At 73.0% G+C, this 25208-nt stretch carries 19 protein-coding genes; 9 read left to right on the top strand and 10 right to left on the bottom strand.

Annotated elements, in window-relative coordinates:
- Window positions 1–20: 20 nt before the first annotated feature.
- Window positions 21–1352: a type VII secretion-associated serine protease mycosin gene (mycP, locus tag ABZ272_RS25865; protein WP_355052509.1), complete on the bottom strand. Its 1332-nt coding sequence runs from the start codon at window positions 1350–1352 to the stop codon at window positions 21–23.
- A 74-nt stretch (window positions 1353–1426) separates the two neighbouring features.
- Complete coding sequence (gene eccCa, locus ABZ272_RS25860) at window positions 1427–5410, bottom strand: type VII secretion protein EccCa (protein WP_355052508.1); 3984 nt, start codon at window positions 5408–5410, stop codon at window positions 1427–1429.
- A gap of 101 nt (window positions 5411–5511) precedes the next feature.
- Here eccCa and eccD point away from each other — a divergent pair, with 101 nt between their 5' ends.
- The gene (gene eccD / locus ABZ272_RS25855) at window positions 5512–6915 is read left to right on the top strand and encodes a type VII secretion integral membrane protein EccD (protein WP_355052507.1); all 1404 of its coding nucleotides are present in this window, start codon (window positions 5512–5514) and stop codon (window positions 6913–6915) included.
- A 31-nt stretch (window positions 6916–6946) separates the two neighbouring features.
- On the opposite strand, the gene ABZ272_RS25850 is transcribed toward eccD, so the two are convergent.
- Complete coding sequence (locus ABZ272_RS25850; protein ID WP_355052506.1) at window positions 6947–7453, bottom strand: inorganic diphosphatase; 507 nt, start codon at window positions 7451–7453, stop codon at window positions 6947–6949.
- Window positions 7454–7908: 455 nt separating this feature from the next.
- On the opposite strand from ABZ272_RS25850, the gene dacB reads away from it, so the two are divergent.
- The 3 genes from dacB (at window position 7909) to tilS (ending at window position 11663) form a co-directional block, all read left to right on the top strand.
- On the top strand, window positions 7909–9453 hold the full coding sequence (gene dacB / locus ABZ272_RS25845; protein ID WP_355052594.1) for a D-alanyl-D-alanine carboxypeptidase/D-alanyl-D-alanine-endopeptidase: 1545 nt from the start codon (window positions 7909–7911) through the stop codon (window positions 9451–9453).
- Window positions 9454–9589: 136 nt separating this feature from the next.
- A complete protein-coding gene (locus ABZ272_RS25840; RefSeq protein ID WP_355052505.1) occupies window positions 9590–10660 on the top strand; it encodes a zinc-dependent metalloprotease in 1071 nt (356 codons plus the stop codon).
- Window positions 10661–10670: 10 nt separating this feature from the next.
- On the top strand, window positions 10671–11663 hold the full coding sequence (gene tilS, locus ABZ272_RS25835) for a tRNA lysidine(34) synthetase TilS (RefSeq protein ID WP_355052504.1): 993 nt from the start codon (window positions 10671–10673) through the stop codon (window positions 11661–11663).
- Here the strand turns inward: tilS and ABZ272_RS25830 are convergent.
- A complete protein-coding gene (locus tag ABZ272_RS25830) occupies window positions 11650–12630 on the bottom strand; it encodes a helix-turn-helix domain-containing protein (protein WP_355052503.1) in 981 nt (326 codons plus the stop codon). The two genes, tilS and ABZ272_RS25830, sit on opposite strands and share 14 nt — an antisense overlap.
- A 138-nt stretch (window positions 12631–12768) precedes the next feature.
- Here ABZ272_RS25830 and ABZ272_RS25825 point away from each other — a divergent pair, with 138 nt between their 5' ends.
- The 4 genes from ABZ272_RS25825 to folE all read left to right on the top strand — a co-directional run bounded on the left by ABZ272_RS25825 (window position 12769) and on the right by folE (window position 16762).
- Window positions 12769–12918 (top strand): hypothetical protein, encoded by a 150-nt coding sequence (locus ABZ272_RS25825; protein WP_355052605.1) that lies wholly within the window; start codon window positions 12769–12771, stop codon window positions 12916–12918.
- Window positions 12919–13018: 100 nt separating this feature from the next.
- Complete coding sequence (gene hpt / locus ABZ272_RS25820) at window positions 13019–13594, top strand: hypoxanthine phosphoribosyltransferase (protein WP_355052502.1); 576 nt, start codon at window positions 13019–13021, stop codon at window positions 13592–13594.
- A 445-nt stretch (window positions 13595–14039) separates the two neighbouring features.
- Window positions 14040–16061: an ATP-dependent zinc metalloprotease FtsH gene (ftsH, locus tag ABZ272_RS25815; RefSeq protein WP_355052501.1), complete on the top strand. Its 2022-nt coding sequence runs from the start codon at window positions 14040–14042 to the stop codon at window positions 16059–16061.
- 35 nt (window positions 16062–16096) lie between these two features.
- Window positions 16097–16762: a GTP cyclohydrolase I FolE gene (gene folE, locus ABZ272_RS25810; protein WP_355052593.1), complete on the top strand. Its 666-nt coding sequence runs from the start codon at window positions 16097–16099 to the stop codon at window positions 16760–16762.
- Between the two features lie 37 nt (window positions 16763–16799).
- Here the strand turns inward: folE and ABZ272_RS25805 are convergent, their stop codons facing one another.
- A complete protein-coding gene (locus ABZ272_RS25805; RefSeq protein WP_355052500.1) occupies window positions 16800–17519 on the bottom strand; it encodes a hypothetical protein in 720 nt (239 codons plus the stop codon).
- 7 nt (window positions 17520–17526) lie between these two features.
- A complete protein-coding gene (locus tag ABZ272_RS25800; RefSeq protein ID WP_355052499.1) occupies window positions 17527–20160 on the bottom strand; it encodes an FtsK/SpoIIIE domain-containing protein in 2634 nt (877 codons plus the stop codon).
- 194 nt (window positions 20161–20354) lie between these two features.
- Here ABZ272_RS25800 and ABZ272_RS25795 point away from each other — a divergent pair, with 194 nt between their 5' ends.
- A complete protein-coding gene (locus tag ABZ272_RS25795) occupies window positions 20355–20912 on the top strand; it encodes a hypothetical protein (RefSeq protein ID WP_355052592.1) in 558 nt (185 codons plus the stop codon).
- Window positions 20913–20915: 3 nt separating this feature from the next.
- Here ABZ272_RS25795 and ABZ272_RS25790 read toward each other — a convergent pair whose 3' ends face one another.
- Genes ABZ272_RS25790 through ABZ272_RS25775 form a run of 4 tightly spaced genes read right to left on the bottom strand, consistent with a single transcriptional unit; the run spans window position 20916 to window position 25207 of the window.
- Complete coding sequence (locus ABZ272_RS25790; protein ID WP_355052498.1) at window positions 20916–21515, bottom strand: hypothetical protein; 600 nt, start codon at window positions 21513–21515, stop codon at window positions 20916–20918.
- Window positions 21516–21528: 13 nt separating this feature from the next.
- Window positions 21529–22704 carry a M23 family metallopeptidase gene (locus ABZ272_RS25785; protein WP_355052497.1) on the bottom strand — a complete coding sequence of 392 codons (1176 nt, stop codon included), beginning with the start codon at window positions 22702–22704 and terminating at the stop codon, window positions 21529–21531.
- Window positions 22701–23258 carry a hypothetical protein gene (locus tag ABZ272_RS25780; RefSeq protein ID WP_355052496.1) on the bottom strand — a complete coding sequence of 186 codons (558 nt, stop codon included), beginning with the start codon at window positions 23256–23258 and terminating at the stop codon, window positions 22701–22703. Before ABZ272_RS25780 ends, ABZ272_RS25785 begins: the two co-directional genes overlap by 4 nt.
- Window positions 23255–25207, bottom strand: coding sequence for an MFS transporter (locus tag ABZ272_RS25775; protein WP_355052495.1), 1953 nt, complete (start codon window positions 25205–25207; stop codon window positions 23255–23257). Before ABZ272_RS25775 ends, ABZ272_RS25780 begins: the two co-directional genes overlap by 4 nt.
- Between the last annotated feature and the right edge of the window lies 1 nt (window position 25208).

Here is a 25208-nt window from a genome sequence, read left to right as displayed (position 1 = left end):
AGGCCTGTCCGGTGCGGCGTTCAGCGAGCGCGCTGGCGGAACCGGCGCACCATCAGCGCCGCGCCGGTGACCAGAGCGGCGAAGAGCACGGCGCCGGTCCACAGTCGCTCCGGCGCGGATTCGGCCGGCACGCCCGCCGGTCGTGCCGTCCACCCCGTCTGCTGCCGGGGAGCGGTGAAACCGAGCGGGTCGCTGCCGGCGCCGCTCACCGGGTCGTCGTCGCCCGAGCCGGGCGCCGGCCCGAAGCCGACCACGCCGGGCGAGGTCTGATCGTCCAGCGGGTTGGCGGCGACGGGCGGGACATCCGCCGTCAGCGCGGCCACCGGGTCGACCACCCCGTACCCGAACCGGTCGTCCCGGCCGGTCGGGCCGATGTCCCGGGCGGTGACCACGAGCCGGTTGACCACCTGGCCGGCGGGCATGTCCGGGTAGCGGGACCGGACCAGCGCGGCGGTGGCGGCCACCAGCGGCGCGGCGAAGCTGGTGCCCTGCACCCGCCAGTACCCGTCGGTCGGGCGGGCGCCGACCAGGCCGGTGGCCGGAGCGGTGAGCACCGTCGCCCGACCGGTGATCGACCCGGACCACAGGTTGTCGCTGTTGCGCTCCAACCCGGCGACCGCGATGACGCCCGGCTCGCGAGACGGGTACCAGGGCTTGGAGTCGGTCGACGTGGCCAGGTTGCCGGTGCAGGCCACCACCACCACGTCGCGGGCGAACGCGTAGTCCAGAGCCGCGGCCAGGGCCGGGCTGTCGCCACTGCCGCCCAGCGACAGGTTGATCACCCGGGCGCCGTGGTCGACCGCCCACCGGACGCCCTTGGCGACGATCAGCGCGTCGTCGTACTTGTTGCGTTCGTCCAGCACGCGTACCGGAAGGATCCGGGCTTCCGGCGCCAGGCCGACCACACCCCGCTTGTCGTCGTTGCGCCCGGCGATCAGGCCGGCGACCGTGGTGCCGTGGCCCACCGGATCCGGACCGGCGCCGCCGGCCGGTCCGACCAGGTCGAGCCCGGGCAGCACCTGACCGGCCAGGTCGGGATGGTTCGCGTCCACGCCGGAGTCGACCACGGCGACGGTCACGCCCCGACCGGTCGAGGTGCGCCAGGCCGTGTCGGCCCGCAGCTCGTCGAGCTGCCACTGCTCGTCGCGAACCTGGTCGGTGCGGGAGATGCTGTCACTGGGGGCGAACGCGGCCGGCGCGCCGGCGAGTTGCCCACCGCCGCTCGGCGCGGCGACGGGTGCGGCGCTCGGAACCGCGACAGCGGCCAGCGCCGCCATGCCGAGCAGCGCCCGGCCGGCCCGCCGGGCCACCGCCGGAGCGCTGTGCCGAACCCCAGTCACATCCACTGCCATTCATCCCGACGGAACCATGACGATCGGAGATTACCGGTTTCCCCACGCGTCACGGGGGGAACCGCGAAGACAGGTCACGGTGGCGGCAAATGTGCGAGCTGGACGAGGCGTACGCCCTCTCGCCGGGTGACCAACCGACCACGGCCCGGTGGCAGCGGCCCGGGTCGTACCGGCCCGACGAGCGCGCCCTCCTCCGGGCTGCCCGCCATCACCAGTCCGGCGGTGGAGAGTTCCCGCAGCCGCTGCACGATCGGCTCGTACTGGGCCCGGCCCGCGCCGCCGGACCGGCGGACCAGCACGAGGTGCAGGCCGACGTCGCGGGCGTGTGGCAGATGCTCCTCCAGCGCCCGCAACGGGTTCGCCGGCCCGGTCGCCACCAGGTCGTAGTCGTCGACCAGCACGAACAGTTCCGGCCCCGACCACCACGAGCGGTCGCGCAACTGCTGCGGCGTGACCTCCGGCCCGGGCGCCCGCCGCTGCAGGTAACCGGCGGCCGACTCGACCAGGTCCGCGGTGTGCGCGGCCGCGGTGCCGTAGCCGATGAGGTGCGGTGTCTCGATGGCGCCGAGCAGGCTGCGCCGGTAGTCCACCAGGATGACCCGGGCCTCCTCCGGCGTGAACCGGGTGGTGATCGACGTGGCCAGCGCCCGCAGGAACGACGACTTGCCGCACTCGGCGTCCCCGAAGACCACGAAGTGCGGCTCGGCCGCGAAGTCGAGCCGCACCGGCCGTAGGTCGGCCTCGGCGACACCGATCGGCAGCCGCAGCCCGGTGGTGGCGGTGAGATCCAGATCGGCGTACGGCAGCACCGGCGGGAGGAGTCGGACCGGAGGCGCGACCGGCCCGGGCCAGCTGTCGGTGATTCGCTCGACCAGCTCGGCGGTGCCCCCGCCGGGCCCCGCCAGTCGCGGGAGCGCGGTCAGGAAGTGCAGGCTCTGGGCCGTCACCCCCCGGCCGGGACGCTCCGGCACGTTCGCCGCGGCCCGCCGGGCGACCAGGGAGTCGGCCGGGTCGCCGAGGCGCAGCTCCAGCCGGGAGCCGAACAGGTCCCGGATCGCCGGGCGGAAGTCCAGCCAGCGCAGGGCAGTGGCGACCACGTGCAGCCCGTACGACAGACCACGGGTCGCCAGATCGGTGACCAGCGGTTCCAGGTCGTCGTACTCGCTGCGCAGGGTGCTCCATCCGTCCACCACCAGGAAGACGTCGCCGTACGGGTCGGCGTCCGGCTGATCGGTCGTCGTCGTCGCGGCCCGACGTCGCCGGTACGTGGCCATCGACTCCACGCCCAACTCGGCGAAGCGGCGTTCCCGGTCGGCCAGGAGTGTGGTCAGCTCGCCGACGGTGCGTCGTACGGCGGTCGGGTCGGTGCGACCGGTCACCCCGCCCACGTGCGGCAGGCCGCGTAGCGCCGCGAGACCGCCACCGCCGAAGTCGAGGCAGTAGACCTGCGCCTCGGCCGGGGTGTGGGTGAGCGCCAGCGCGCAGATCAGCGTCCGTAGCGCCGTGGACTTGCCGCTCTGCGGAGCGCCGACCACCGCCACGTGCCCGGCCGCACCGTCCAGGGCCAGCCAGAGCAGGTCCCGGCGCTGCTCCAACGGCCGGTCCACGACGGCCACCGGCACGCCCAGCGCCCCCTGTAGCTCGGGATTCGCCACGGTCAACCCGCGCGCCGGGTCCACCTCGACCGTGCCGACCAACTCGTCCAGGGTCGGCGGGTCACCGAGCGGCGCGAGCCACACCTGGTGCGCGGGCGGGCCCTGCCCGACGAGCCGGTCGACCAGCAGGTCGAGCAGGGTTTCCCGGTCGGGCTCGTCCTCGGCCACCATGGGCAGGGCCGGTGTCGTCGGCGCGGGCAGCGGTACGGCGTGGGTGGTGAACGTGAGCAGGCGGGCTTCCTCGCCGGCCGCGCCGCCGGCCGTGGCCGCCCGGCGGCGCACGGCGCCGGAGACGTACGCGGCCCTGAACCGGGCCAGCGGATCGGTGCCGGCGCGCAGGTAGCCGTGGCCCGGCGAGCGGGGCAGCTCGTGGGCGTCCGGCACGCCGAGCACCGTGCGGGACTCCAGCGCCGAGAAGGTGCGCAACCCGATCCGGTACGACAGGTGCGTGTCCAGCCCGCGCAGCCGGCCCTCCTCCAGGCGCTGGCTGGCGAGCAGCAGGTGCACGCCGAGTGATCGACCCAGCCGGCCGATCTGCACGAACAGGTCGATGAAGTCGGGCTTGGCGGAGAGCAGTTCGGAGAACTCGTCGCAGATCAGCAGCAGCGACGGCAGCGGGGCGAGCGGGCTGCCGGCGGCTCGCGACCGCTCGTAGTCGCGCACGCTGGCGAAGTTGCCGGCGCGGCGCAGCAGCTCCTGCCGGCGGACCAGCTCGCCGTTGATCGCGTCGACCATCCGGTCCACCAGGGGCAGCGCGTCGGCCAGGTTGGTGATCACGGCGGCGGTGTGTGGCAGCCGGTCGAACGGCGCGAAGGTCGCACCGCCCTTGAAGTCGACCAGGACGAAGTTGAGCTGCTCGGAGCTGTGCGTCGCGGCCAGCCCCAGCACGAGAGTGCGGAGCAGCTCGGACTTGCCCGACCCGGTGGCCCCGATGAGCAGACCGTGCGGGCCCATCCCGTCCTGGGCGGACTCCTTGAGGTCCAGTTCGATGGCGCCACCGTCGACGCCCACCCCGATCGGCACCCGCAGCCGGTCCCGGGGCGAGCGCGGCGTCCAACCCTGCTCGGCGGTGAAGCTCTCCGGGTCGCCGAGGCCGAGCAGCTCCGGTAGGCCCAGCTCGATCTCCAGTGGGGCGTCCGGGCCGCGGGCCGTGCCGGCCAGCCGCAGTGGCGCCAGCCGTCGGGCGACGGCCTCGGCGTCGGCGAGGTCGAGGTGGTCGGCGCTGCCCACCTCGGCGTGTCCCTCGACCGACCACGAATGCAGCCGCCGACCGCGCAGCTCGAGCAGCAGCGCGTACCGGTCGAGCAGGCGTGGCGGTGGCGTCTCCAGGTCGAGCACGGTGACCGCGTCGATGCCGCCGTCGCCGGTCAGGTCGGTGGCACCGGTCAGGTCGCCGCCGTCGAGGACCACCACCACGTGCGGGCCGTCGGTGGCCGGACCGGCCGGGCTGAACCGGGAGCGGCTGGCCACCACGTCGGCGAGCAGCCGTTCCAGCTCCGCGCCCGACGAGGTCACCAGCCGGGCGGGTCCGAGCGCGTCCGTGCGTGCGGGGTGGTGCGCGTGCGGAAGCCACTTCACCCACTCCCAGGCGGCACGGCGTTCGGGGCCGGCGCAGACCGCGATCAGCAGCTCGTCGGGCGCGTGGAAGACGGCCAGCTGGATCAGCACGGCCCGGGCCAGTGCCTGCGCGGCCGGGTCACCGGTGGGCGTGGGTGGCCCGCCGGTGGTCGGGCCGTTGCCGGCGGCGCTACGTACGTGCACCCGGGCGAAGCTGCGCAGGGACAGGGCCACCGGCAGCTCCGGCACCACCGAGTACGCGTCCAGGAAGCGGCGCAGCGCGCCGGCCGTCATCGGCTCCAGCTCCTCGAGCGGCCGGGTGACCGGCGGCACCAGCGGGGTGGCCAGGGTCTGCGGCCCGACGGCGACACGAACCACGGCGAAGTCCGGGTCGCCGGGGCGGCGCTCCCAGACCCGGCGGCTGTCCACGGTCGACCACAGGCGGCCCGGGTCGGGGTGGCGGTAGTACAGGCCCGCGCGCTGCTGTCCGGCGGTCTGTCGGACCCGGCGGCGCAGCGTCGCCAGGTGGCGCAGGTACTCGCGGCGGGCCGCCATCATCTCGGACTTCTTCGGGGTGCCCGAGGCGCTGCCCCACGTGGTCACCAGCATCGCGAGCGACGAGAGCCCGAACATGCCGCCCACGACGTACGAGTACGCGCCGCCGCCCCGCCCGAACATCATCGCCATCGCCACCGTGCCGCCGAGCATGGGCAGGACCATCAGCGCCTGCTGCCACCGGCCGCCGGCCACGGCCGGGATCTCCGGCGGCGCCTCGACGGGCAGCTCGCCGACGGGGATCTCCGGCGCTGGCCGACGCGGTGGGCGCTTGATGACGACGGTGGACACTCGGCCTCCTGACTGCGCTGGGTAACCCGAGCCTGGCTCATGGTAGGTAAAGTCCTGTCGTCCCCGCAGCCTCCGATGCCGTTCGATATGGAGACCGGTCGATGACAACCGGACTGGCCCGCGTCACCATCAGCGCCCCCCAGCGGCGGGTGGACGTCGCCCTGCCGGAGCAGGTCCCCCTGGCCGAGCTGCTGCCCGACGTGCTCCGGCACGCCGGCGAGGGACTGGCCGACGACGGGGAACGGCACGGCGGCTGGGTGCTGCGCCGCACCGACGGGGCGCTGCTGGCGACCGCGCAGGCGCTGCTGCCGCAGGGCGTCCGCGACGGCGAGGTGCTGCACCTGGTGCCGGCCCGCGCCCACTGGCCCGAGCTGGAGTACGACGACGTCGTGGAGGCGATCGCCGACGGCGCCCGTCGACGTGGCGGAGCCTGGTCACCCGCTGCCACCCGGATTGCCGGTCTGGCCGGTGCCGCCGTACCGCTCGCCGTCGGGCTGCTCGCCCTGCTCGCCAGCGGTCCGACCTCGACCAGCGGCTGGGTCGCGGCGGCCGTGGTGGCGCTGCTGCTCACCGTTGCGGGTACGGTCGCCAGCCGTGCCAACGGCGACGGTGCGGCCGGCGCGACGCTCGGCGGGTACGCGCTCCCGTACGCCTTCGTGGCCGGCGCCCTCGCGGTCGGCTCGGGTGACCCGGTCGGCCCGCTCGTACCGGTGCGCTGGGTCGGCGCGGCCGAACTGCTGGCCGGCTCGGTGGCGCTGCTGCTCGTGGCGCTGGTCGGGCTGCTCGGGGTGGCGAGCCGACAGCGGATCTTCGTGGCCGGCGTAACGGCCGGCCTGCTCGGTGCCGGCGCGGCTCTCGGCGCGCTGCCGCTGACCCCGGCCGGCACGGCGGCGGTGCTGCTCAGCGCACTCGTCTTCGCCATCGGGGCGATCCCGCTGCTGGCCATCCGGCTCGGCAAGCTGCCGCTGCCGCCGATCACCCTGCCGGGCACCTCGCCCGCCGTCGAGCCGGCGCGGCCCGGGGACCTACCGGACCGGGGCCGCGTGCAGGCGGCGGTCGCCCGCACCGAGGAGATGCTCACCGGGATGCTGCTCGGGCACGCGGTGCTGGCGGTCGGGGCCGCTGTCGTACTCGGGGCGGTTGGTGGGACGGCCGGCCCGGTGCTGGTGGCGGTGGTCTCGGCCGTGCTGCTGCTGCGGTCGCGGCTGTTCGTGGCGCTGCGGCACCGGGTGCCGACGGTGCTCGCCGGGCTCGCCGGCTACGCGGTGCTGGGCGCGGTGCTGGTCGACCGGGCCGACGACACCGGCCGCCTGGCGCTGGTCCTCGGCGGGGCGGCGCTGGGCCTGGTGACCGTGGCCGCCGGCACCGGGTACGCCCGGCGACCCGTCTCGCCGTACCTCGGGCGGGTCGCGGACCTCACCGACACGGCCCTGGTGGTCGCCGTGGTGCCGGTCGCCTGCGCGGTGCTCGACCTGTACGACAAGGCCCGGGGTCTGCTCGGGTGAGCAGCTCCCGGGCCCGGCCGGTCGTCGTACGTCAGTGGGTGGACTCGCCGCGCGCCTCGGCGTCGCGCGCCCGCTGGTAGGAGGCGCGGATCTCGGCCTCGGCCTCGGTGCGGCCGACCCAGGTCGCGCCCTCGACCGACTTGCCGGGCTCCAGGTCCTTGTACACCTCGAAGAAGTGCTGGATCTCCAGGCGGTCGAACTCGCCCAGGTGGTGGATGTCGCGCAGGTGCTCCTGGCGAGGGTCCTCGTAGGGAACGCAGAGGACCTTGTCGTCGCCGCCCTTTTCGTCGGTCATCCGGAACATGCCGATGGTCCGGCAGCGGATGAGGCAGCCCGGGAAGGTCGGCTCGGGGACCAGCACGAGCGCGTCCAGCGGGTCGCCGTCCTCGCCCAGCGTGTCCTCGATGAAGCCGTAGTCGGCCGGGTACTGGGTGGACGTGAACAGGGTGCGGTCCAGCCGGATCCGGCCGGTCTTGTGGTCCACCTCGTACTTGTTGCGGTGACCTTTCGGGATCTCAACCGTCACGTCGAAATCCATCTGCACGCTCCCTCGTCTGCCCACGCTGGCTAACGGAACCACTGGCGGCCCTCCGGACAGGTGAATGCCCACCCGCCGACTCCGGCCGCCGCATAGTCTTCGGACCGAAGTAGTGTCACCCAAGCCGATTTTCGTCGGGGGAGGAGGGGGTCGTGGGGAGGGAAGATTCACACTACCGTCCGGACGGGGGCGCCGCAGGCGGTACCGGACGATCCGGCTCCGGTGGGGCGACCGGAAGAGTCCCGGTGCCGGACGCGCACTTCCCCCGTACCCCCGAGGAGTCGGTTCCCGAGCGGCCACCGCCGCTGCCGTGGCGTCCGTCCGGCTCGGCCCCGGCGGGACCGAACAACGGTCGCTTCCCGGTCCTCGGCCCGGACCGCCCCGCCGGCGGCGCGCACCCCCCGGGTCGCGCGTCGGTCCGACCCGCCCCGAGCGGCCCCACCTGGGGTGGCCCGATGCCCGGCGAGCGGCCGACCGCCGGCGATCCGCGCGGCGTACCGCCGCTGGGTCCGCCGATCTCCGCGCTGCCCTCGACGGCCGACGTCGAACCGCCGGTGACGCCGCCGACCACGCCCCGTCGTCGCGGGCGACTGGTGACCGTGCTGGCCGTCGTGGTGCTGCTGGTGCTGGCCGGTGTGGGGATCGTGGTGGCCCGTCCCGGCCCGGTCGCGGGCTGGCTGGGCGACGACGGGGGGTCCGAGTCGACCGCCGCCGACCCCAGCCCCGAACCCGACCCGTCGGACGTGTTGAACGGACCCGACCCGAACGCTCCGCTGCCCAGCGCCGACGCGGTACGGGCCGCGCTCGACCCGTTGGTCGACGTACCCGCCCTGGGTGACAGGGTGAACGTCTCGGTGGCCGACGTGGCCACCGGCCAGACGCTCTACGGCAAGGGCGCGGACGACGGAACGGTGCCCGCCTCGGTGACCAAACTGGCGACGGCGGTGACCGTGCTGGCCGCCCGCGGCCCCGGATTCCGCATCCCGACCCGGGCGGTGGCGGGTGCCAAACCGGGCGAGGTGGTGATCGTCGGCGGCGGTGACCCCACGCTCGCGGTGAACAAGAAGGGCTACTACCCCGGCGCGGCACGCCTGGACGACCTGGCCGCGCAGGTGCGTACCGCCCTCGGCGGCACCGCCCCGACCAGCGTCACCGTCGACGGCACGATCTACTCCGGCCCGCTGTACGGCCCCGGCTGGGACGACGACATCCCGACCGGCGGGTACGGCGGCGCGGTGACCGCGCTGATGACCGACGGGGCGCGCAAGGACCCGGGCGCCGAGCCCGGAGGCGCCGAGCGGGTCCCCGAGCCCGACCTGGCCGCCGGCCGGTCGTTCGCCCGGCTGCTCGGCGTACCCACCAGCGCCGTCAAGCGGGGTACGGCCCCGGCTCTGGCGACCGCCGCCGGTGGCACCCCGCCAGCCGGTACGGAGTTGGGTGTGGTGCAGTCGCCACCGCTGATCCGGTTGGTCGACATCATGATCAGCGAGAGTGACAACCTGCTGGCCGAGGCGCTGGCCCGCCAGGTGGCCCTGGCACGCAGCCAGAAGGCGTCGTTCGACGGCGGCGCCGCCGCGATGGACGCCGAGGTGGCGGAGCTGGGCCTGCCCGCCGAGGAGATCACCCTCTCCGACGGCAGTGGGCTGTCGCGTCGCAACCGGATCAGCCCGTCCCTGCTCACCGACCTGATCCGACTGGCCGCGAGTCCGGATCATCCGGAACTGGCCGGCGTCTTCGGCGGCCTGCCGGTGGGCGGCTGGTCCGGAACGCTGGGCGAGCGCTACCGGGGTGCCCCGGGGACCGCCGCCGGCGCCGGCGCCGTACGCGCGAAGACCGGCACCCTGACCGGGGTGCACGCCATCGCAGGCCTGGTCACCACCGCCGACGGCCGACTGCTCACCTTCGCGGTGCTCACCGACAAGGTGCCCGGCGGAACGGACACCGCCCAACCGGCGCTGGACCGTATCGCCTCCGCACTGGCCGGCTGCGGCTGCCGCTGACCGTCCGCCCGGGCGGGCTGCGGCTGCCGCTGACCAGCTCCGGGGCCCGGTCCGGGTCGGAACGCGGGGCCGCGACCGGCGTCGATCGCCGACGCGAGCCCGGGCCGGGGTGTCGCGACGCGGGTACGGTGGGTTCATGGCGCAGTTCGTGGACTGGGATCTGGCCGCCGCCACCGCGGGGGCGTTGAGCAAGTCGGGCCCCCGGGTGTCGTACACCGAGGCCACCGACGTGGTCGGCGACCTGCGTCGGCTGACCGACGAGGCCGCCGGGCACGTGGCCGACTACACCGGCCTGCGGGCGCAGGTGGCGCACCCGCCGGTGCGGGTGGTCGACCGCCGGGATTGGGCGGCCACCAACATCGCCGGGTTGCGTGAGGTGATCACCCCACTGGTCAGCCGGCTGTCCGGCGACAAGCAGCCCGGCGCGCTCACCGAGGCGATCGGGTCGCGGCTGACCGGGGTGCAGGCCGGCACCGTCCTGGCCTACCTGTCCGGCCGGGTCCTCGGCCAGTACGAGGTCTTCTCCGCCGACCCGGGCCAGCTGCTCCTGGTGGCGCCCAACATCGTCGAGGTGGAGCGCAAGCTCGAAGCCGACTCCCGGGACTTCCGGCTGTGGGTCTGCCTGCACGAGGTCACCCACCGGACCCAGTTCACCGCCGTGCCCTGGATGCGGGCCTACTTCCTCGGCGAGGTCCAGGCGTTCGTGGACGCCTCGTCCGCCGGCGGCGAACACCTCGTCGAGCGGCTGCGGCGCGGTGTCGCGACGCTGTCCGAGGCGGTCCGCGACCCGGAGAGCCGGACGAGCGTGCTGGACATCGTCCAGACCCCGGCGCAGCGGGCCGTCCTCGACCGCCTCACCGCGCTGATGACCCTGCTGGAGGGGCACGCCGAGTTCGTGATGGACGGCGTCGGCCCGCAGGTGATCCCGAGCGTGGAGCGGATCCGGGCCTCGTTCAACCGTCGCCGCGAGGCGGGCAACCCGTTGGAGAAGGCGATCCGCCGGCTGCTCGGGGTGGACGTCAAGATGCGCCAGTACGCCGAGGGTCGCAAGTTCGTGCACGGCGTGGTCGAGCGCGTCGGCATGGACGGCTTCAACCAGATCTTCAACTCACCGCTCACCCTGCCCCGGCTGTCGGAGCTGGGCGACCCGGACGCCTGGGTGGCACGCGTGCACGGCCCGGCCGGCACCGTTCCGTCCGCCGGCTGACCGTCCGCCGGTGGCCGCGCTCGCCCCACCGGTGGCCGCGATCCGGGTGGCGGTCCGTCGCGCGCTGACCCACCTGCCGTCCGGCGGTCCGGTGCTGGTCGCCTGCTCCGGTGGGGCCGACTCGCTGGCCCTGGCGGCGGCGACCGTGTTCGTGGCGCCCCGGCTGGGTCTTCCCGCCGGCCTGGTGACCGTCGACCACGGCCTCCAGGACGGTTCGGCACGGCGCGCGGAGGCGGTGGCCGCCTGGGCCCGGGAGGCCGGTTTCGCGCCGGCCGTGGCGGTGCGGGTGGACGTGGCCGGCCGTCCCGGCGGGCCGGAGGCGGCGGCCCGCCAGGCCCGCTACGAGGCGTTGGCCGAGGCCGCACGGCAGCACGGGGCCGTCGCGGTACTCACCGGCCACACGCGCGACGACCAGGCGGAGACGGTGCTGCTCGCGCTCGCCCGGGGCGCCGGCCCGCGCGGGCTGGCCGGGATGCCCGGCCGACGGGAGCTGGCGGGCGTGCCGCTGCTGCGTCCGCTGCTCGACGTCGGCCGGGAGCAGACCCGCGCCGCCTGTGCCGTCCTGGGGCTCAGCCCGTGGCAGGACCCGCACAACACCGACCCGTCGTACGCCCGCTCCCGGGTGCGGGCCGACGTGCTGCCCACGCTGGTACGGGCGCTCGGACCGGGTGTGGTGGACAACCTGGCGCGTACCGCCCGGCTGGTGGCGGCGGACAACGCCGCGCTCGACGAGATCGCGGCGGCGGCGCTGGTGGCGGCCCGGCACCCCGCCGGTGGGCTCGCGGTGGCGGAGTTGGCCGGCCTGACCGCCGCGGTACGCGGTCGGGTGCTGCACGCCTGGGCCCTCGAGTTGGGCGCGGTCGGGGGCGCGCTGTCGCACCGCCACGTCGGCGCGCTGGAAGCCCTGGTCACCGACTGGCACGGTCAGGGTCCGACCGATCTGCCCGGGGGCATTCGCGTACTTCGTCGGGGCGACCGACTGGCGGTCCTCACCTCGGGCTGAGGGCCGCCGCGCCGTCGGTCCGGTCCCGGAACGTGGTCCGGTAGCTGTGCGGGGTGGCGCCGACCCGGCGGCTGAAGTGGTGGCGCAACGCCGCGGCGTCACCGAAACCGGCCTGATCGGCGACGGCCTCCACGCTCAGCGGCGTCTCCTCGAGCAGGCGTCGGGCGAGCAGCACCCGCTGGTTGGTGAGCCAGTCGTGCGGGGTGGTGCCGGTCTCCGCCCGGAACCGCCGGGCGAAGGTCCGGGGGGCCATGCCGGCGCGCGCGGCCAACTCCTCCACCGTGATCGTCCGGTCCAGGTGCCCCATCAGCCACTCCAGCACCGGTTCCAGGGTGGGCGCCTCGGGGGCCTTCGGGATCGGCGCCTCGACGTACTGCGACTGGCCGCCGTCGCGGTGCGGCGGAACCACCATCCGCCGGGCCAGCCGGGTCGCGGTGGCCGAGCCGTGCACCTGGCGGACCAGGTGCAGGCAGGCGTCGATGCCGGCCGCGGTGCCGGCGCTGGTGAGCAGCCGACCGTCCTGGACGTACAGGGAGTTGCAGCGCACCCGGGCGCGGGGGTGCCGGCGTTGCAGCTCGTCCACGTACCGCCAGTGGGTGGTGCACTCCCGGTCGTCGAGCAGTCCGGCCTCGCCGAGCAGGAAGGCACCGGAGCAGACGCTGATGAGGTGGGCCCCGCGCGCGTCGGCGCGACGCAACGCGTCGAGCACGCAGTCGGGTACGACGGTGCCCTGACCGTGTGCCGGAACGGCCACCAGGTCGGCCTCCTCTAGCGGGGCCAGGTCGGCGTTCGGCGTGAGGTGGAAGCCCGCCGAGGTGCGCACGGCAGCGCCGTCGGGGCTGCACACGTCGAAGCGGTACGCGGGGAAACCGTCGGCCGTCCGGTCGGTGCCGAAGACCTCCGCGAGCACCCCGAGCTCGAAGGGAGCGACCTGGTCCAGGGCGAGGACGGCGACGGATCGGAGCATGTGACGAGGGTAACCCGAAAGGTGGCAGTAAATCGATGACCAATGGCATCTCTGCCACTGTCCGGGCGCTGCGCATCGGCGCAGACTGGTCTCAGTCCGGTGCGCACCGGCGGCGAAACCGACAGCAATCACGCGAAAGTGAGCGCCGCCATGGAGTTCCTGTTCTTCCTCCTGTTCCTCGTCCTGCTCGTCGCCGCCTCGGCGGCGAACCTCACCGTGGACAGCCACGACTCGGCCGACTGGAAGCCCAGCGAGGACGGGCGCCGCTGGCGGTCCCGTACCAGCTGATGCCTTTAGTGCCCTTTGCGGTGAAAATCCTGGGCGGGACCGTGCCGAAAGGTGCGGCCCCGCCGACGGAGGCCATCCGACGTACGGCAGGCTAGGAGTCATGGCTGACGGCTCCTGGTACGACGCCGACATCGACCACGTGATCATCTCCGAGGCGCAGATCCGCGAGAAGACAGCGGAACTGGCCAAGCAGGTCTCCGCCGACTACGCCCACGTGGGCGACGGACTGCTGCTGGTCTGCGTGCTCAAGGGCGCGGTGATGTTCATGGCGGACTTCGCCCGGGCTCTGGGCCGAAGCGGCCCGCCGGCCGAACTCGACTTCATGGCCATCTCCTCCTACGGCCAGGGCACGACCTCCTCCGGGGTGGTCCGCATCCTCAAGGACCTCGACCGTGACATCGCCGGTCGGCACGTCGTGGTCGTCGAGGACATCGTCGACTCCGGTCTGACGCTCTCCTGGCTGCTGCGCTACCTGGAGTCGCGCTCGGCGGCGAGCGTCGAGGTGGTCGCGCTCTTCCGTAAGCCGGAGGCGGTCAAGGTGCCGGTGCCGGTGAAGTACGTCGGCTTCGACATCCCCACCGAGTTCGTGGTCGGCTACGGCCTCGACTTCGGCGAGCGCTACCGGGAACTGCCCTACGTCGGGGTGCTCAAGCCCGAGGTCTACGCCCGCTCCTGAGCCACCACGTCGGCCCGCCGCCGACCCGGGCGAGGACGATTCGTATCGGCGTTCATCAAGCCGACGTTCAGCGGGCTCTCAGCTCTTACGGTTACGGTGGACCCCGGTGGCGTGGAGGTAACTCCGCGTCCGACCCCTCGACCGCGTGACCGGGCGTTCGGGTGGCCGGGCCGGACTCCCCGTCACGCCGGTTCCTACCCGGACCCGATTCGATGGTGCACGACCGCGGGGCTCAACCGCTGGGATTGTGTACGACTGCGGGGCTCGCAAGCTCACTCCTCGCGTACACGGTGTACCGTCGAATGACCGCGGCGCGGCAGTTTCGGTGCCTCGGGGTCGAGGCCGGCCCGCACGGCGGCTCCGGCCGCCGCTCACCGCGGCGACACCATCAGACGGTCAGGACGTCGATCAGGAGGATGCGGGCGCTCCGGCGCTCGACAACAGTATGGAACGTACGCGTTTCTTCCGCCGACCGGTGGTCTGGATCATCCTGGTCATCCTCGGCGCCGTTGTGCTCAGTCAGCTGTTCACCGCTGGTCCCAGCTACCACCGCGTGGACACTTCCGTTGCGCTCGACCAGCTCCACACCGCCCAGATCAACAAGGTCATCTTCCAGGACAAGGAGCAGACGCTCCAGCTCGACCTGAAGAACAAGACCAAGTTCGGTGACACCACCACCGACCGGATCGAAGCCCAGTTCCCGTACCAGGTGGGCGACGAGATCTGGAACGAGGTGCTGGCGGCCAAGGCGGCCAACCGGGTGACCGGCCCGGCCGACGCCAAGGTCTCCTCGGACAGCATCTGGGTGAGCCTGCTGGTCAACCTGCTGCCGATCGCGCTGCTCGTGCTCCTGCTGCTGTTCTTCATGTCGCAGATGCAGGGCGGCGGCTCCCGGGTGCTCAACTTCGGCAAGTCCAAGGCGAAGATGATCACCAAGGACACCCCGAAGACGACCTTCGCGGACGTCGCGGGTGCCGAGGAGGCCGTCGAGGAGCTGCACGAGATCAAGGACTTCCTGCAGAACCCCGCGAAGTACCAGGCGCTCGGTGCCAAGATCCCGAAGGGCGTGCTGCTGTTCGGCCCGCCCGGAACGGGTAAGACGCTGCTGGCCCGCGCGGTCGCCGGCGAGGCCGGGGTGCCCTTCTACTCCATCTCCGGCTCGGACTTCGTCGAGATGTTCGTCGGTGTCGGCGCGAGTCGGGTCCGCGACCTGTTCGAGCAGGCCAAGACCAACGCTCCGGCGATCGTCTTCGTCGACGAGATCGACGCCGTCGGTCGGCACCGTGGCGCCGGCATGGGTGGCGGCCACGACGAGCGCGAGCAGACGCTCAACCAGCTGCTCGTCGAGATGGACGGCTTCGACACCAAGGGCGGCGTCATCCTGATCGCCGCCACCAACCGGCCGGACATCCTCGACCCGGCGCTGCTGCGCCCGGGCCGGTTCGACCGCCAGATCCCGGTGGACGCCCCCGACATGGAGGGCCGCAAGGCCATCCTGCGGGTGCACGCCAAGGGCAAGCCGTTCACGCCGGACGTCGACCTCGACTCGGTGGCTCGGCGTACCCCCGGCTTCAGCGGCGCCGACCTGGCCAATGTGATCAACGAGTCGGCCCTGCTCACCGCCCGCAAGGACCAGCGGGCGATCAACAACGACTCCCTGGAGGAGTCGATCGACCGGGTGATCGCCGGTCCGCAGCGACGGACCCGGGTGATGAGCGACCAGGAAAAGAAGATCACCGCGTACCACGAGGGTGGGCACGCGCTGGTCGCCTGGGCGCTGCCGCACGCCGCGCCGGTGCACAAGGTGACGATCCTGTCCCGTGGCCGCTCGCTGGGCCACACCCTGGTGCTGCCGACCGAGGACAAGTACACCCAGACCCGCGCCGAGATGATCGACACCCTGGCGTACGCGCTGGGCGGCCGGGCCGCCGAGGAACTGGTCTTCCACGAGCCGACCACCGGTGCCGGCAACGACATCGAGAAGGCCACCCAGCTGGCCCGCGCGATGATCACCCAGTACGGCATGAGCTCCAAGCTCGGCGCGATCAAGTACGGCACCAGCGGGGACGAGCCGTTCCTCGGCCGCAACATGGGCCACGAGCGGGACTACTCGGACTCGGTCGCCGCCGAAATCGACGGCGAGATGCGGGCCCTGATCGAGCTGGCGCACGACGAGGCGTGGGAGATCCTGGTCGAGTACCGGGACGTCCTGGACAACATCGTGCTCGAGCTGATGGAGAAGGAGACCCTCTCCACGGCCGACATGGCGCGGATCTGCTCCCGGGTGGTCAAGCGCCCGCCGCTCGCCCCGTACAACGGGTTCGGCAAGCGCCAGCCGTCCACCGAGCCGCCCGTGCTCACCCCTGCGGAGAAGGACAAGCTCAAGGCGCAGGCCGAGGCCGACGGCGCGCAGGCGTCCGTCGGCGGCGGGTCGCCGTCCAGCAACAACTCGGACGGTACGCACTGAGCAACGACCCGACGGCCAGCTCCCCTCACCGGGAGCTGGCCGTTTCCGCGACCGAACCCGATGGGGACGACGAGCTGGACTACGTCGCCGCCCGGTTGATCAGCGGCAAGCTGACCGGCCGTCCCGTCGAGGACGCGGTCGACCTCGGCCGGATCGAGAGAGCCGTCCGCGAGATCCTGATCGCGGTCGGCGAGGACCCCGACCGGGACGGCCTGCAACAGACCCCCGCCCGGGTCGCCCGCGCGTACGCCGAACTCTTCGCCGGCCTGCGCGTCGACCCGGCACAGGTGCTCAGCACCACCTTCGAGGCCAACCACGAAGAGCTGGTGATCGTCCGCGACATCGACGTGATGAGCCTCTGCGAGCACCACCTGCTGCCGTTCCGGGGCAGCGCGCACATCGGCTACATCCCCGGCCCGGACGGGCGGATCACCGGCCTGTCCAAGCTGGCCCGCCTCGTCGAGGTGTTCGCCCGCCGACCTCAGGTGCAGGAGCGGCTTACCTCGCAGGTGGCCGACCTGCTGATGAGCAAGCTGGCCCCGCGCGGCGTCGTGGTCGTGCTGGAATGCGAGCACATGTGCATGGCGATGCGCGGCATCCAGAAGTCCGGCGCCAAGACCATCACCTCGGCGGTGCGCGGCATCCTGCAGACGGACTCGAAGTCGCGGGCCGAGGCGATGGCCCTGATCCTTCCCCGCTGACCCATCTCTTGATCTGGCCGTGCCCGCCCTCGGCGGGTCAGCCGGCCAGCAGGGCCAACAGCAGGCCGGTCGTGACCAGGACCGCCGGCACCAGGCAGACCAGCACGCCGAAGCGCACCGTGCGATCCACCTGGTCGTCGGCGGCGGCACGGAACACCCGGCCGACGCACACCCAGCCGACGGCGAAGGCGACCGCCGGCATCGGCAGCCCGCCGACCAGGGCCAGCACGCTGGCCGGGCCCGACCCGGTCGTCGCGTACACGATGATCTGGATCAGCGGCGCCAGCAGCGCCAGCGGCCCGTACACCAGGATGTTGCGGGCCCGCGCGGGCCAGGAGGTCGGTCGGAGGCCGCGCCGCGCGGCCAACGCCGCGTCCGCCGCATCGGCCCGACCCCGGGCGGTCCGCAGCGCCGCCAGGACGGCGGCCGGCCCGCCGGCCATCGACCGGGCGGCCTCCGTCAGCTCCGGTGGCGACGGCACCAGCGAGATCGCCGGTACGCCCCGCTCCCGCAACCGCTCCTGCTGGGTCGCCAGCCCGGCGCGCACCACCGTCAGCTCCTCCCGGGCGGCTTCCGCCGAGCGGGCCTGCTCACCGGCGGCGGTCGCCGCGCTGCGACGGACCGCATCGAGCTGACGGGCCGCCGCCAGGTACTCGGCCCAGGCGTCGGCGGGCGGCGTGCCAGCGTCCGGACCGGCGGTCCGCTGCGGACCCGGACCGGTCACCGTCGCCGTCACCTCGGCACCTTCCGCACGCATCGCCGTCTCACCCCGCATCGTCCGGTCGACCCGTCTCGTCCACGCGCTCTGCCTGGCCCGCGCGGCCTGTCTGGTCCGTGTGGCCGGTCTGGTCCGCGAACGGCACCAGGATCGTGCCCCGTTCGTCGGGACCATCCCACAGCGCCGCCCGGTCCGGGCGCGCCCGCCACTGGACCGGCCGGCCGAACACGGCGGCGAGCTGCGTGGCCGGCACGTCGAGTGCCACGACGGCGGCCAGTTTGTCGACCTCGCCGTCCGGCTCCAGCAGCGCGGCGAACGGCGGCACCGCCCGCCACCAACCCAGCAGGTGCCGGCCCGCCGGTGGCCCGTCCCGCAGCAGCGCCCGCAACCGATCCGCCGGCAGATCCCGGGGACCGGGCCGATCCAACCCGAAGACCACCAGGTACGTCGGCAGCTCGTCGTCGGCGTCCGCCAACAGCGCCGGCAGGTCCACCAGTCGGGCCGGATGACGGGCGGCCAGCTCGGCCGTCAATGCTTCCGCCAGCGGGCGAGCCCCCTGGTCGGGCACGGCCACCACGAACCGGGCGGTGCCCGCCGCATGGTGGCTCGCGGTGCTCCGGGCCGCCGTCGCCAGCAGGCCACCCGCCGCCGCGCCCGAGCCCAGCACCGCGAGGTTACGTCCAGGAGCGGGCCCCAACGGTACGGCGACCGTCGTACGGGCCACGTCCACCGCCCGGCCCAGCAGGGCTGCCGGGCAACCTGCCTGTCCGGCCAGGGCCGCCCGGTGACGCGGATCGTTGCCCAGCAGCGGACGGGCGTACCCGGCGAACACCACCGGCGGCACCGCATCCGACGGTCGGGCCGCCCACAGCTCGTGTCGCAGCCGCCCGACCACCGCCGGATCGTCGAGCGGATCGGGGTGGCGGACCAACCGCTCGTGACCACGGATGGCGCCACGTGGGCCGCCCAACCCACCGGCGGTGTTCACCACCGCGCTGCCCACCGGCAGACCGGCGGCCGAATCGTTCGTCGGCTCCAACACCGGGCCACCGCCCGGCAACGCCACCCGTACCGGAAACTGTCCGAGCACCGAATCCCGGTGCCCGGCGTCCGGGCGAGCACTCAACCCCAGCTCACCCGCGCCGGCCAGCACCAGGTGCACGCCGTACGCCCGACCGGACCGGGCCAGCGCGTCCACCTGCGCGGCCAGCTCGGTGGCCAGCCGGTCCCGCTCGGCGAAGAGCAGCGGCACATTGTCCACCACACAGACGATGCGAGGCAGCGGGCGGTGCTGGCGCAGCTCCGCGAAGCGCTGCCCGCCGGCCCGCTCCGCGGCCTCCGCGCGGTGCCGTACCTCGGCCGTCAACTGGTCGAACAGGTCCCGGACGTACTCCCGGTCGGCCGCCATGGCCGCCGCCCGCACGTGCGGGACCCAGGAGCGGTCCCGCTCGGTCTGCAGAAACTCCACGAACGACTCGCCGTCGCCGAGGTCCGCCAGGTAGAGCGCCAGATCGTCCGGGCCGTACCGGGCGACCAGCCCCAGCAGGGCGGTGGTCAGGAACGCGGCACGACCCGCACCGGACCGGCCACTCACCAGCCAGTGTGGCGTCAGCTCCGTGAAGCCCAGCGGCACCGGCCGACCACCCGCGTCCCCCACCATCGTGGTGAGGCTCTCCGAGGAATCCGCCGCCCACAGGCTGTCGCCCGTCTCCGGCAACAGATCCGCCAACGCCAACCGGGAGCCCGCCTCGACCTGGGCGGCAAGCCGTCGACAGACCGCGTCGACAAGATCCGCCGGTGGGTCCGTCTCCACGAAGACCGGTGAGTTCATCCCACCCGGCGCCTCGGCCCCGGGGCTCGCGAACGATGCGCCCGGCGGGTCGCCGAGCAGCGCGTACGCGTTGCGCAACACCAGCGAGGTGGCCCGGGGCAACGGATCCCGGGACGCGTACGGGCCGGGCGGCGGCCACCCCGCCACCACCAGGTGCAGCCCCGCCGCCGGTCCCTGCTCGGCCAGCGTCTCGATCCGCGCCAGGTCGGTCGGGCCGGTCAATTCCGGCAGCGCGGCGACCACCAGCAGCAGCGTACGGTCGTGACGACGCCGTCCGCTCGCCCCCGGCGTCACCCACTGCTCCGCCTCCATCAACACCGCGCGCAGACCCGCCACGTCCACCGCCGGCGGGGGCAGCAGCCCGGCGTCGGCCAGCGCGCCGAACGGCGTCAGCACGGCACCTGTGGCATCCACCGCGCGTACCAGCAGCGCGCCCGCGGGCGCGGCCCCCAGCAGCCGCAGCACCACGGCCCGCAGCAGCCCCGCCACCCGCGGCTCCCGCCCATCGGCATCCACGCTCAGATGGCCCGTGCCGACCAGCGGCACCAGGGCGGGGAACCGGGCGTCGTCCAAGGGCGCCGCCGTGCCGACCCGTACGAACGGTGGTGGGCCGTCACCCGCCGGAGACCCCACGTCGAGTGAATCCAGAGCGGCCCCCGACCAGCCCGGGGCCAGCCGCGCGGCAACCAGCTGAAGCCGCTCGGCCAACTCGTACTGGCGACGCTGATCGGCAGGGGCCGGACGCACCTCGTCGAGTATCCCGGCGGCGGCGGTGACGACAGCGGCAGCCCGGCGATGCAACGCCGCAGCGCGGTTCGTGCGTGCCTTCGGACCGGCCACCGTGTCCACCCCCTCACCCGAGGTCGGCAACCCCTCCCCGAGCAGTGACGGTATCCCAGCCAGAGCCCCACCTCCGGGAGGTACTGCGGCGGTGCGCCGGTGTTGTCGCGGATGTCACCGGTGGGGAGTGGTCCGTCACGATCCGCTGGATCTGAGGCATTGGCTCCGGGCCGTCCAGCCGTTAACGTCAGGAGGTGGAATCAGTGCAGCCCCCCGCCGGTTCCCAGGTATCCCGCGTACCGGCCCAGCGGACTCCGTCCGAACAGCTGCCGCCGGCCCCGCCAACGCCGGCTCCACAGCCACGACGCCGCCGGCTGCGCACCGTGCTCATCGTTGTCGGTGGTGTGCTCGCGCTGCTCCTGCTCGGTGGGGTGGTGACAGGTTTCGTGCTGTACAACCGCGCCGCTGCTCCGGACCGCAGCGCCCCCGACGTGGTCGTCGACAACTACCTGCGGGCCTTCCTCGTAGACCGCAACGATGCTCGAGCCAACTTGTATACGTGCGAAGGTCCAACGCAACTGGATGCAGTTCGCTCGCTAAGAACCGACCTCGTCGCTCGTGAGCAGCAATTGGATGTCACGATCATGGTCAGTTGGGGGAGCCTTGCCGTCGAGAAGCACGGTAAGGATGCCTCCGTTGTAACAACAATTCGGCGCAGCGCAACTGTCGATGGAGCCCAGCAAAGCCTGACTGACATATGGCAGTTCGAGGTCCGCGAGCAGGACGGTTGGCGGGTTTGCGGCGCGGTCGAGGTTAGTTGACGGTTACTCGATCCACAGCAGATGGACGGGTACCTCCAGCGTGGTGGGTGACTGGCCGCGCCAAGCCCAGCGGTACCACTCCACCTCGGGCGTGATCCGCACGCAGATGTCGCCCTCGGCTCCCGAGTAGGTCTCGGTCACCGCTCGCATGTCCCGGTGTTCGCGTCCGTCCTCGACGTGCACCACCCGGCGTCCGGTGACCGCGTCCGCTTCGAACACGGGGGTGGGGGCGCGGTGGGAGGGGCCGTCGAGCGAGACCAACCGGATGCCGGTGTCCCGTCCGCCCTCGGATGTGGGTCGTTCACCGACCGTCTCCACCCACACCCGCTCCACCGGCACCAGCGGTGCGAACACCTCGACCTGGTCGGCCTCGGCCCGGTACCACTCGTGTTCGGGGATGACCGGCACGTAGGTGCGGGCGCCCTGCACGACCCGGTCGTCCGCGCGTAGGTCTCCACGCCAGCCCAGCCCGGGCAGACCCACGAGCACCCGCTGCCCGCGCAGCTCCACCCGCCCGGTGGCGGGCACGATGGTGAGGGGGCGGGGTGGCCGGGGCGCCCAGTCGGGTTGGTCGGCGAACGGGTCCGGCAGCGGTCCGGTCATGCCAGTGACGGCCTCACTCCGCGGCGCGCAGCGGAGCGCCCCGCTGGCGCATGAAGGGGATCGGGTCGGTCGCGCCCCGGCTGGACCGGTCGCTGCGCAGGTGTACCTCGAAGTGCAGGTGCGGTCCGGACGAATTGCCGCTGCTGCCGACCTGTCCGATCACCTCACCGGCGGGGACGATCTGGTCCGGCGAGACGCGGGGCTGGACCACCATGTGGCAGTAACGGGTGATGTAGCCACCGGCGTGCAGGATGTCGACGAACCAGCCACAGCCACCCTTGCCCGGATAACCGTCCACGTCGCAACTCCGGCGTCCTTTGTTGTCCGGGTCGCAGCGGGAAACAAGCACTCGGCCGGCGGCCGCGGCACGGATCTCGGTGCCCTTCGCCGCTCCGATGTCGACACCGTTGTGGCTGGGTCGATCGGTGGTCCGGAAGCCGGAGCCGACGTCGCCGGAGATCGGGGCCGTCCAGCCGGAAGCGGCGATCTCGCCGCGCTCGGCCGCGTCGCACACCGCCTTGCCGTTGATCTGAACGGTACGGGCCGCACCACCGGCGAGTGCGTCCACGATCTTGCTGGCCAACTCCTCGTGCTTGGCATACGCGTCCGGATAGGCGCTGACCTGGACCTGCTGCGCCACGACGGTCAGCGGCCGGCGCTGCCAGCTGCGCACCTTCACGAGTTTCTCGTAGAACTTCCGGGCGGTGTACGCGGGCGTCATCCGCTCGGCGATCGAGCCCCACCCCGGACGCTGCTGAAAGAGGCCCAGCGAGTCGTGGTCGGCGCCGACGCCCTCGTGTGGCAGGGACAGCGACTCGGGCACGTCCTTGTTGGCCAGGTTGCGCAGGGCGGACTCCTGCATCGCCGTGGCGAGGGCGATCACCCAACCACGCGAGGGAACCCCCATGTCCTGACCGACCTTGATGATGATCGCCGCGTTGCGGACCTGCGCGTCGCCGTACTCGCTGAATTGCGGTAGCTCGCCGGTGATGTCGACGGGACGCACCGGCCCGCAGCCCCAGCCGGCGAGGGCGTCCCCGTTCTCCGCGTCGCCCCCGAGACCACTGAGGAAGAATGCCGCCGTCCCCCCGGTGCAGCAGAGCAGGAGCAGCACGCCGGTCAGCACCGAGGCGATCACGCCGGCCCGGATCGGCCGACGAAGAGCGCGGCCTGCTCGGCCGGCGGTCACTGTCGCTCCCAGTCGACCACGTCGACCAGCCAACTCTTGTCCGCTATCACCAGCTCCAACCGGAGACGGCCGGTGTTGAGCGGTAGCAGCACCTCGACGAAGGTCTCGGTGCGCGACCGCACCGTCGGCGGGCCGGTCACCTCCTCGGCCGGCACCCCGCCGGGCTCGGCACCGGCCAGCTTCTCGGTGAGCGCCGGCGTCGACATCGGCCGCAGCCCGGCGTGCCACTGGTCGGCTGTCATGCCGGGTCGGCCGATCCAGGCCGAGGCGAACCGGTCCGCGATCTGCTCGGGCGAACGAGCACCGGGTGGGGTGAGCGGCGATGGGGGTGCCTCGGTGGCGATCAGACCATCGTCACCAGCGGTCGGGTCGACCGTGGTGATCGGCCGGTTCGGCCGGTTGCTCAACCCATCGGTCGGGTCGGTCGGACCGGACACCAGGCGCGCCGCTCCGATCACCCCGAGGATGAGGACCGCGATCAGCGCGGCCACCCCCAGCCGGGATCGTAGTGCCCGGCTGAAGAGAAACTCCAGGGCCCGTCGCATCGCTGTCACCGAGCCTCGGAACGCACCCGTGGTCCGGTGCGATCCGGCGCACGTTCGGTGGAGCCCGGCCGATAGACCACGAATGACGGGTTCTCCGCCGGAACATCCGGTTCGGTCCACGTCGCCGGTTGGCGGCGACGAGGCTGCGGCGGCACGGGACGGTCTCGACCGCCGGTCTCCCCAATCGGTGCCTCGTCGGCGCGTTCGTGACCATCCGGTCGGACGTCGTCGGTGCGTCGGTTCCCGGCCGGCGTGGGCGTCGGCGTCGGGGCCGCGTCTTCCCGGCGGGCCTCCGGGCGCAGCCGGGTCTGCTCGGCGTCTGGTGACCGGCGGCGCCCGCCCACCGGTTCCACCGTGCCCCCAGGCTCCACGACGTCGAGTCGCGCCGCGACCCGCATGTCACGGAAGAAGCGGCGGTGCCAGGAGCCGGCCGAACTGACCGCCTCGCTGCTGTCCTTACCGCCAAGCTGGGTGATCCGCCGGTACGGCCGGAGCAGTAGCCAACCGACCACTCCGCACAACCACACCAGCACCACCTGGAGCCATCCGGGGAGGGTGGGCGTACTCATGATCAGATCGACCGCGAACAGGTAGATGGCGGCCCCGGTGCCGAAGATGGCGATGTTGAAGATCGCGGCGACGACGGCGTTCGCCAGCCGTCGCAGGCCGGCGCTGGCCGGTCGGAGCAGCCCGACGGTGCCCAGGATGGGTGCCGCGATCACCGCCCACCTGAAGATGAGGAACCCCAGCAGGACCAGAAGCGACGCCGTCAGGTCGAACATGGCGAACAGCACCGAGGCCAGCACCGCGATGAACCCCGCCCCGACCCGGTCCATGTCCCGGACGCCCTGGAGGTACTCGTACGCCTCCGGGTCCTCGGTCTGGATCTGCTGGGCCACCCGCGCCCACTGCTGCTGCTTCGCATTGATCGTCGCCTCCCGGGTGGCCGGGTTGGCACGCAGCTTCTCCACCTCGTCCCACGACAGCGCCTTGGCGTCGTACAGCGCCGGCCCGTACTTGCGAGCGGTCTCGCTGTCGGCCGACCCGAGGACGCCCCGGACCCAGTTCCGGTAGAGCATGGTCTCGGTAGCGGTGTCGCTCGCGCGAACGGCCGGCGTGCGCAGGTCTTTGCAGCGGTCCGGATCAATGCATCGCCCGGGGTCAGGCTCCTTCGCTTGCGGGCCTACCGCGTCGTGGACCACACCGAGGCTGGTGATCAGCGTGCCGTCCGCGATGTTCGCCGACTTCACCGGCCAGGCGGCCAGCGCGGTGACCGCGACCATCACCAGGAGTGCCCAGCCCGCGGTGGTCATCGCGTTGCTCATGTCCGACTGGCGGGAGCGCCAGAGTAGGTAGAGGCCCACCACGCACAGCGTGACGATCCCGAAGACGCTGAACACCTTCTCGTAGACGGACTTCGTTGCCTTCTCTACCAGCGGGTCCGCCCAGCCCCACATAGACCGGGGATCCCAGGCGCGCTCGCGCAACGCGTTCGATGCGCCGATGACCGCCGTGGCGATCATGAACTCCCCGTTGGCGATCGTCGTCGTGAACTTGTAGTCGGGATGCAGGACGCTCGATGCGCAGCCGCCGTCGATGTCGTAGGTGTTGTAGCTGTAACCCGCGTATCCATAGAGGCTGTAGCGACCGGCTATGCCGTTCGCCGCCTCAGCCGGTGGTGCTGCGGCGAACCAGCCGGCGAGGCCGGAGTCGGGTGTGCCCGGGGTCGGCGCGTTGCGGCACTTGACCTCGTCCTCGCTGACCGCCTGGAGCTTCCCCACGCAGGCCCGGAAGTCGGCCTGCCACTCGGCTGTGGTGCAGAGTTCGGCCCGGGCCTGGGTGACTGGTGGGGCGGCTGCGGCCGCTTCCGCGCCGAGCAGCGGCCAACTGAGGGTGGCCCCCGCCAGGACGCCGAGCGCGAGCAGGAACGACGCGATCCGAACCCGGGCCCCAGCCATG

This window comes from Micromonospora sp. NPDC005979 (assembly GCF_040614415.1).
In the GTDB taxonomy this organism is placed as follows: domain Bacteria; phylum Actinomycetota; class Actinomycetes; order Mycobacteriales; family Micromonosporaceae; genus Micromonospora.
The sequence above is the reverse complement of the archived record's forward strand: the minus strand, read 5'-3'. Positions and strand labels throughout refer to the sequence as shown.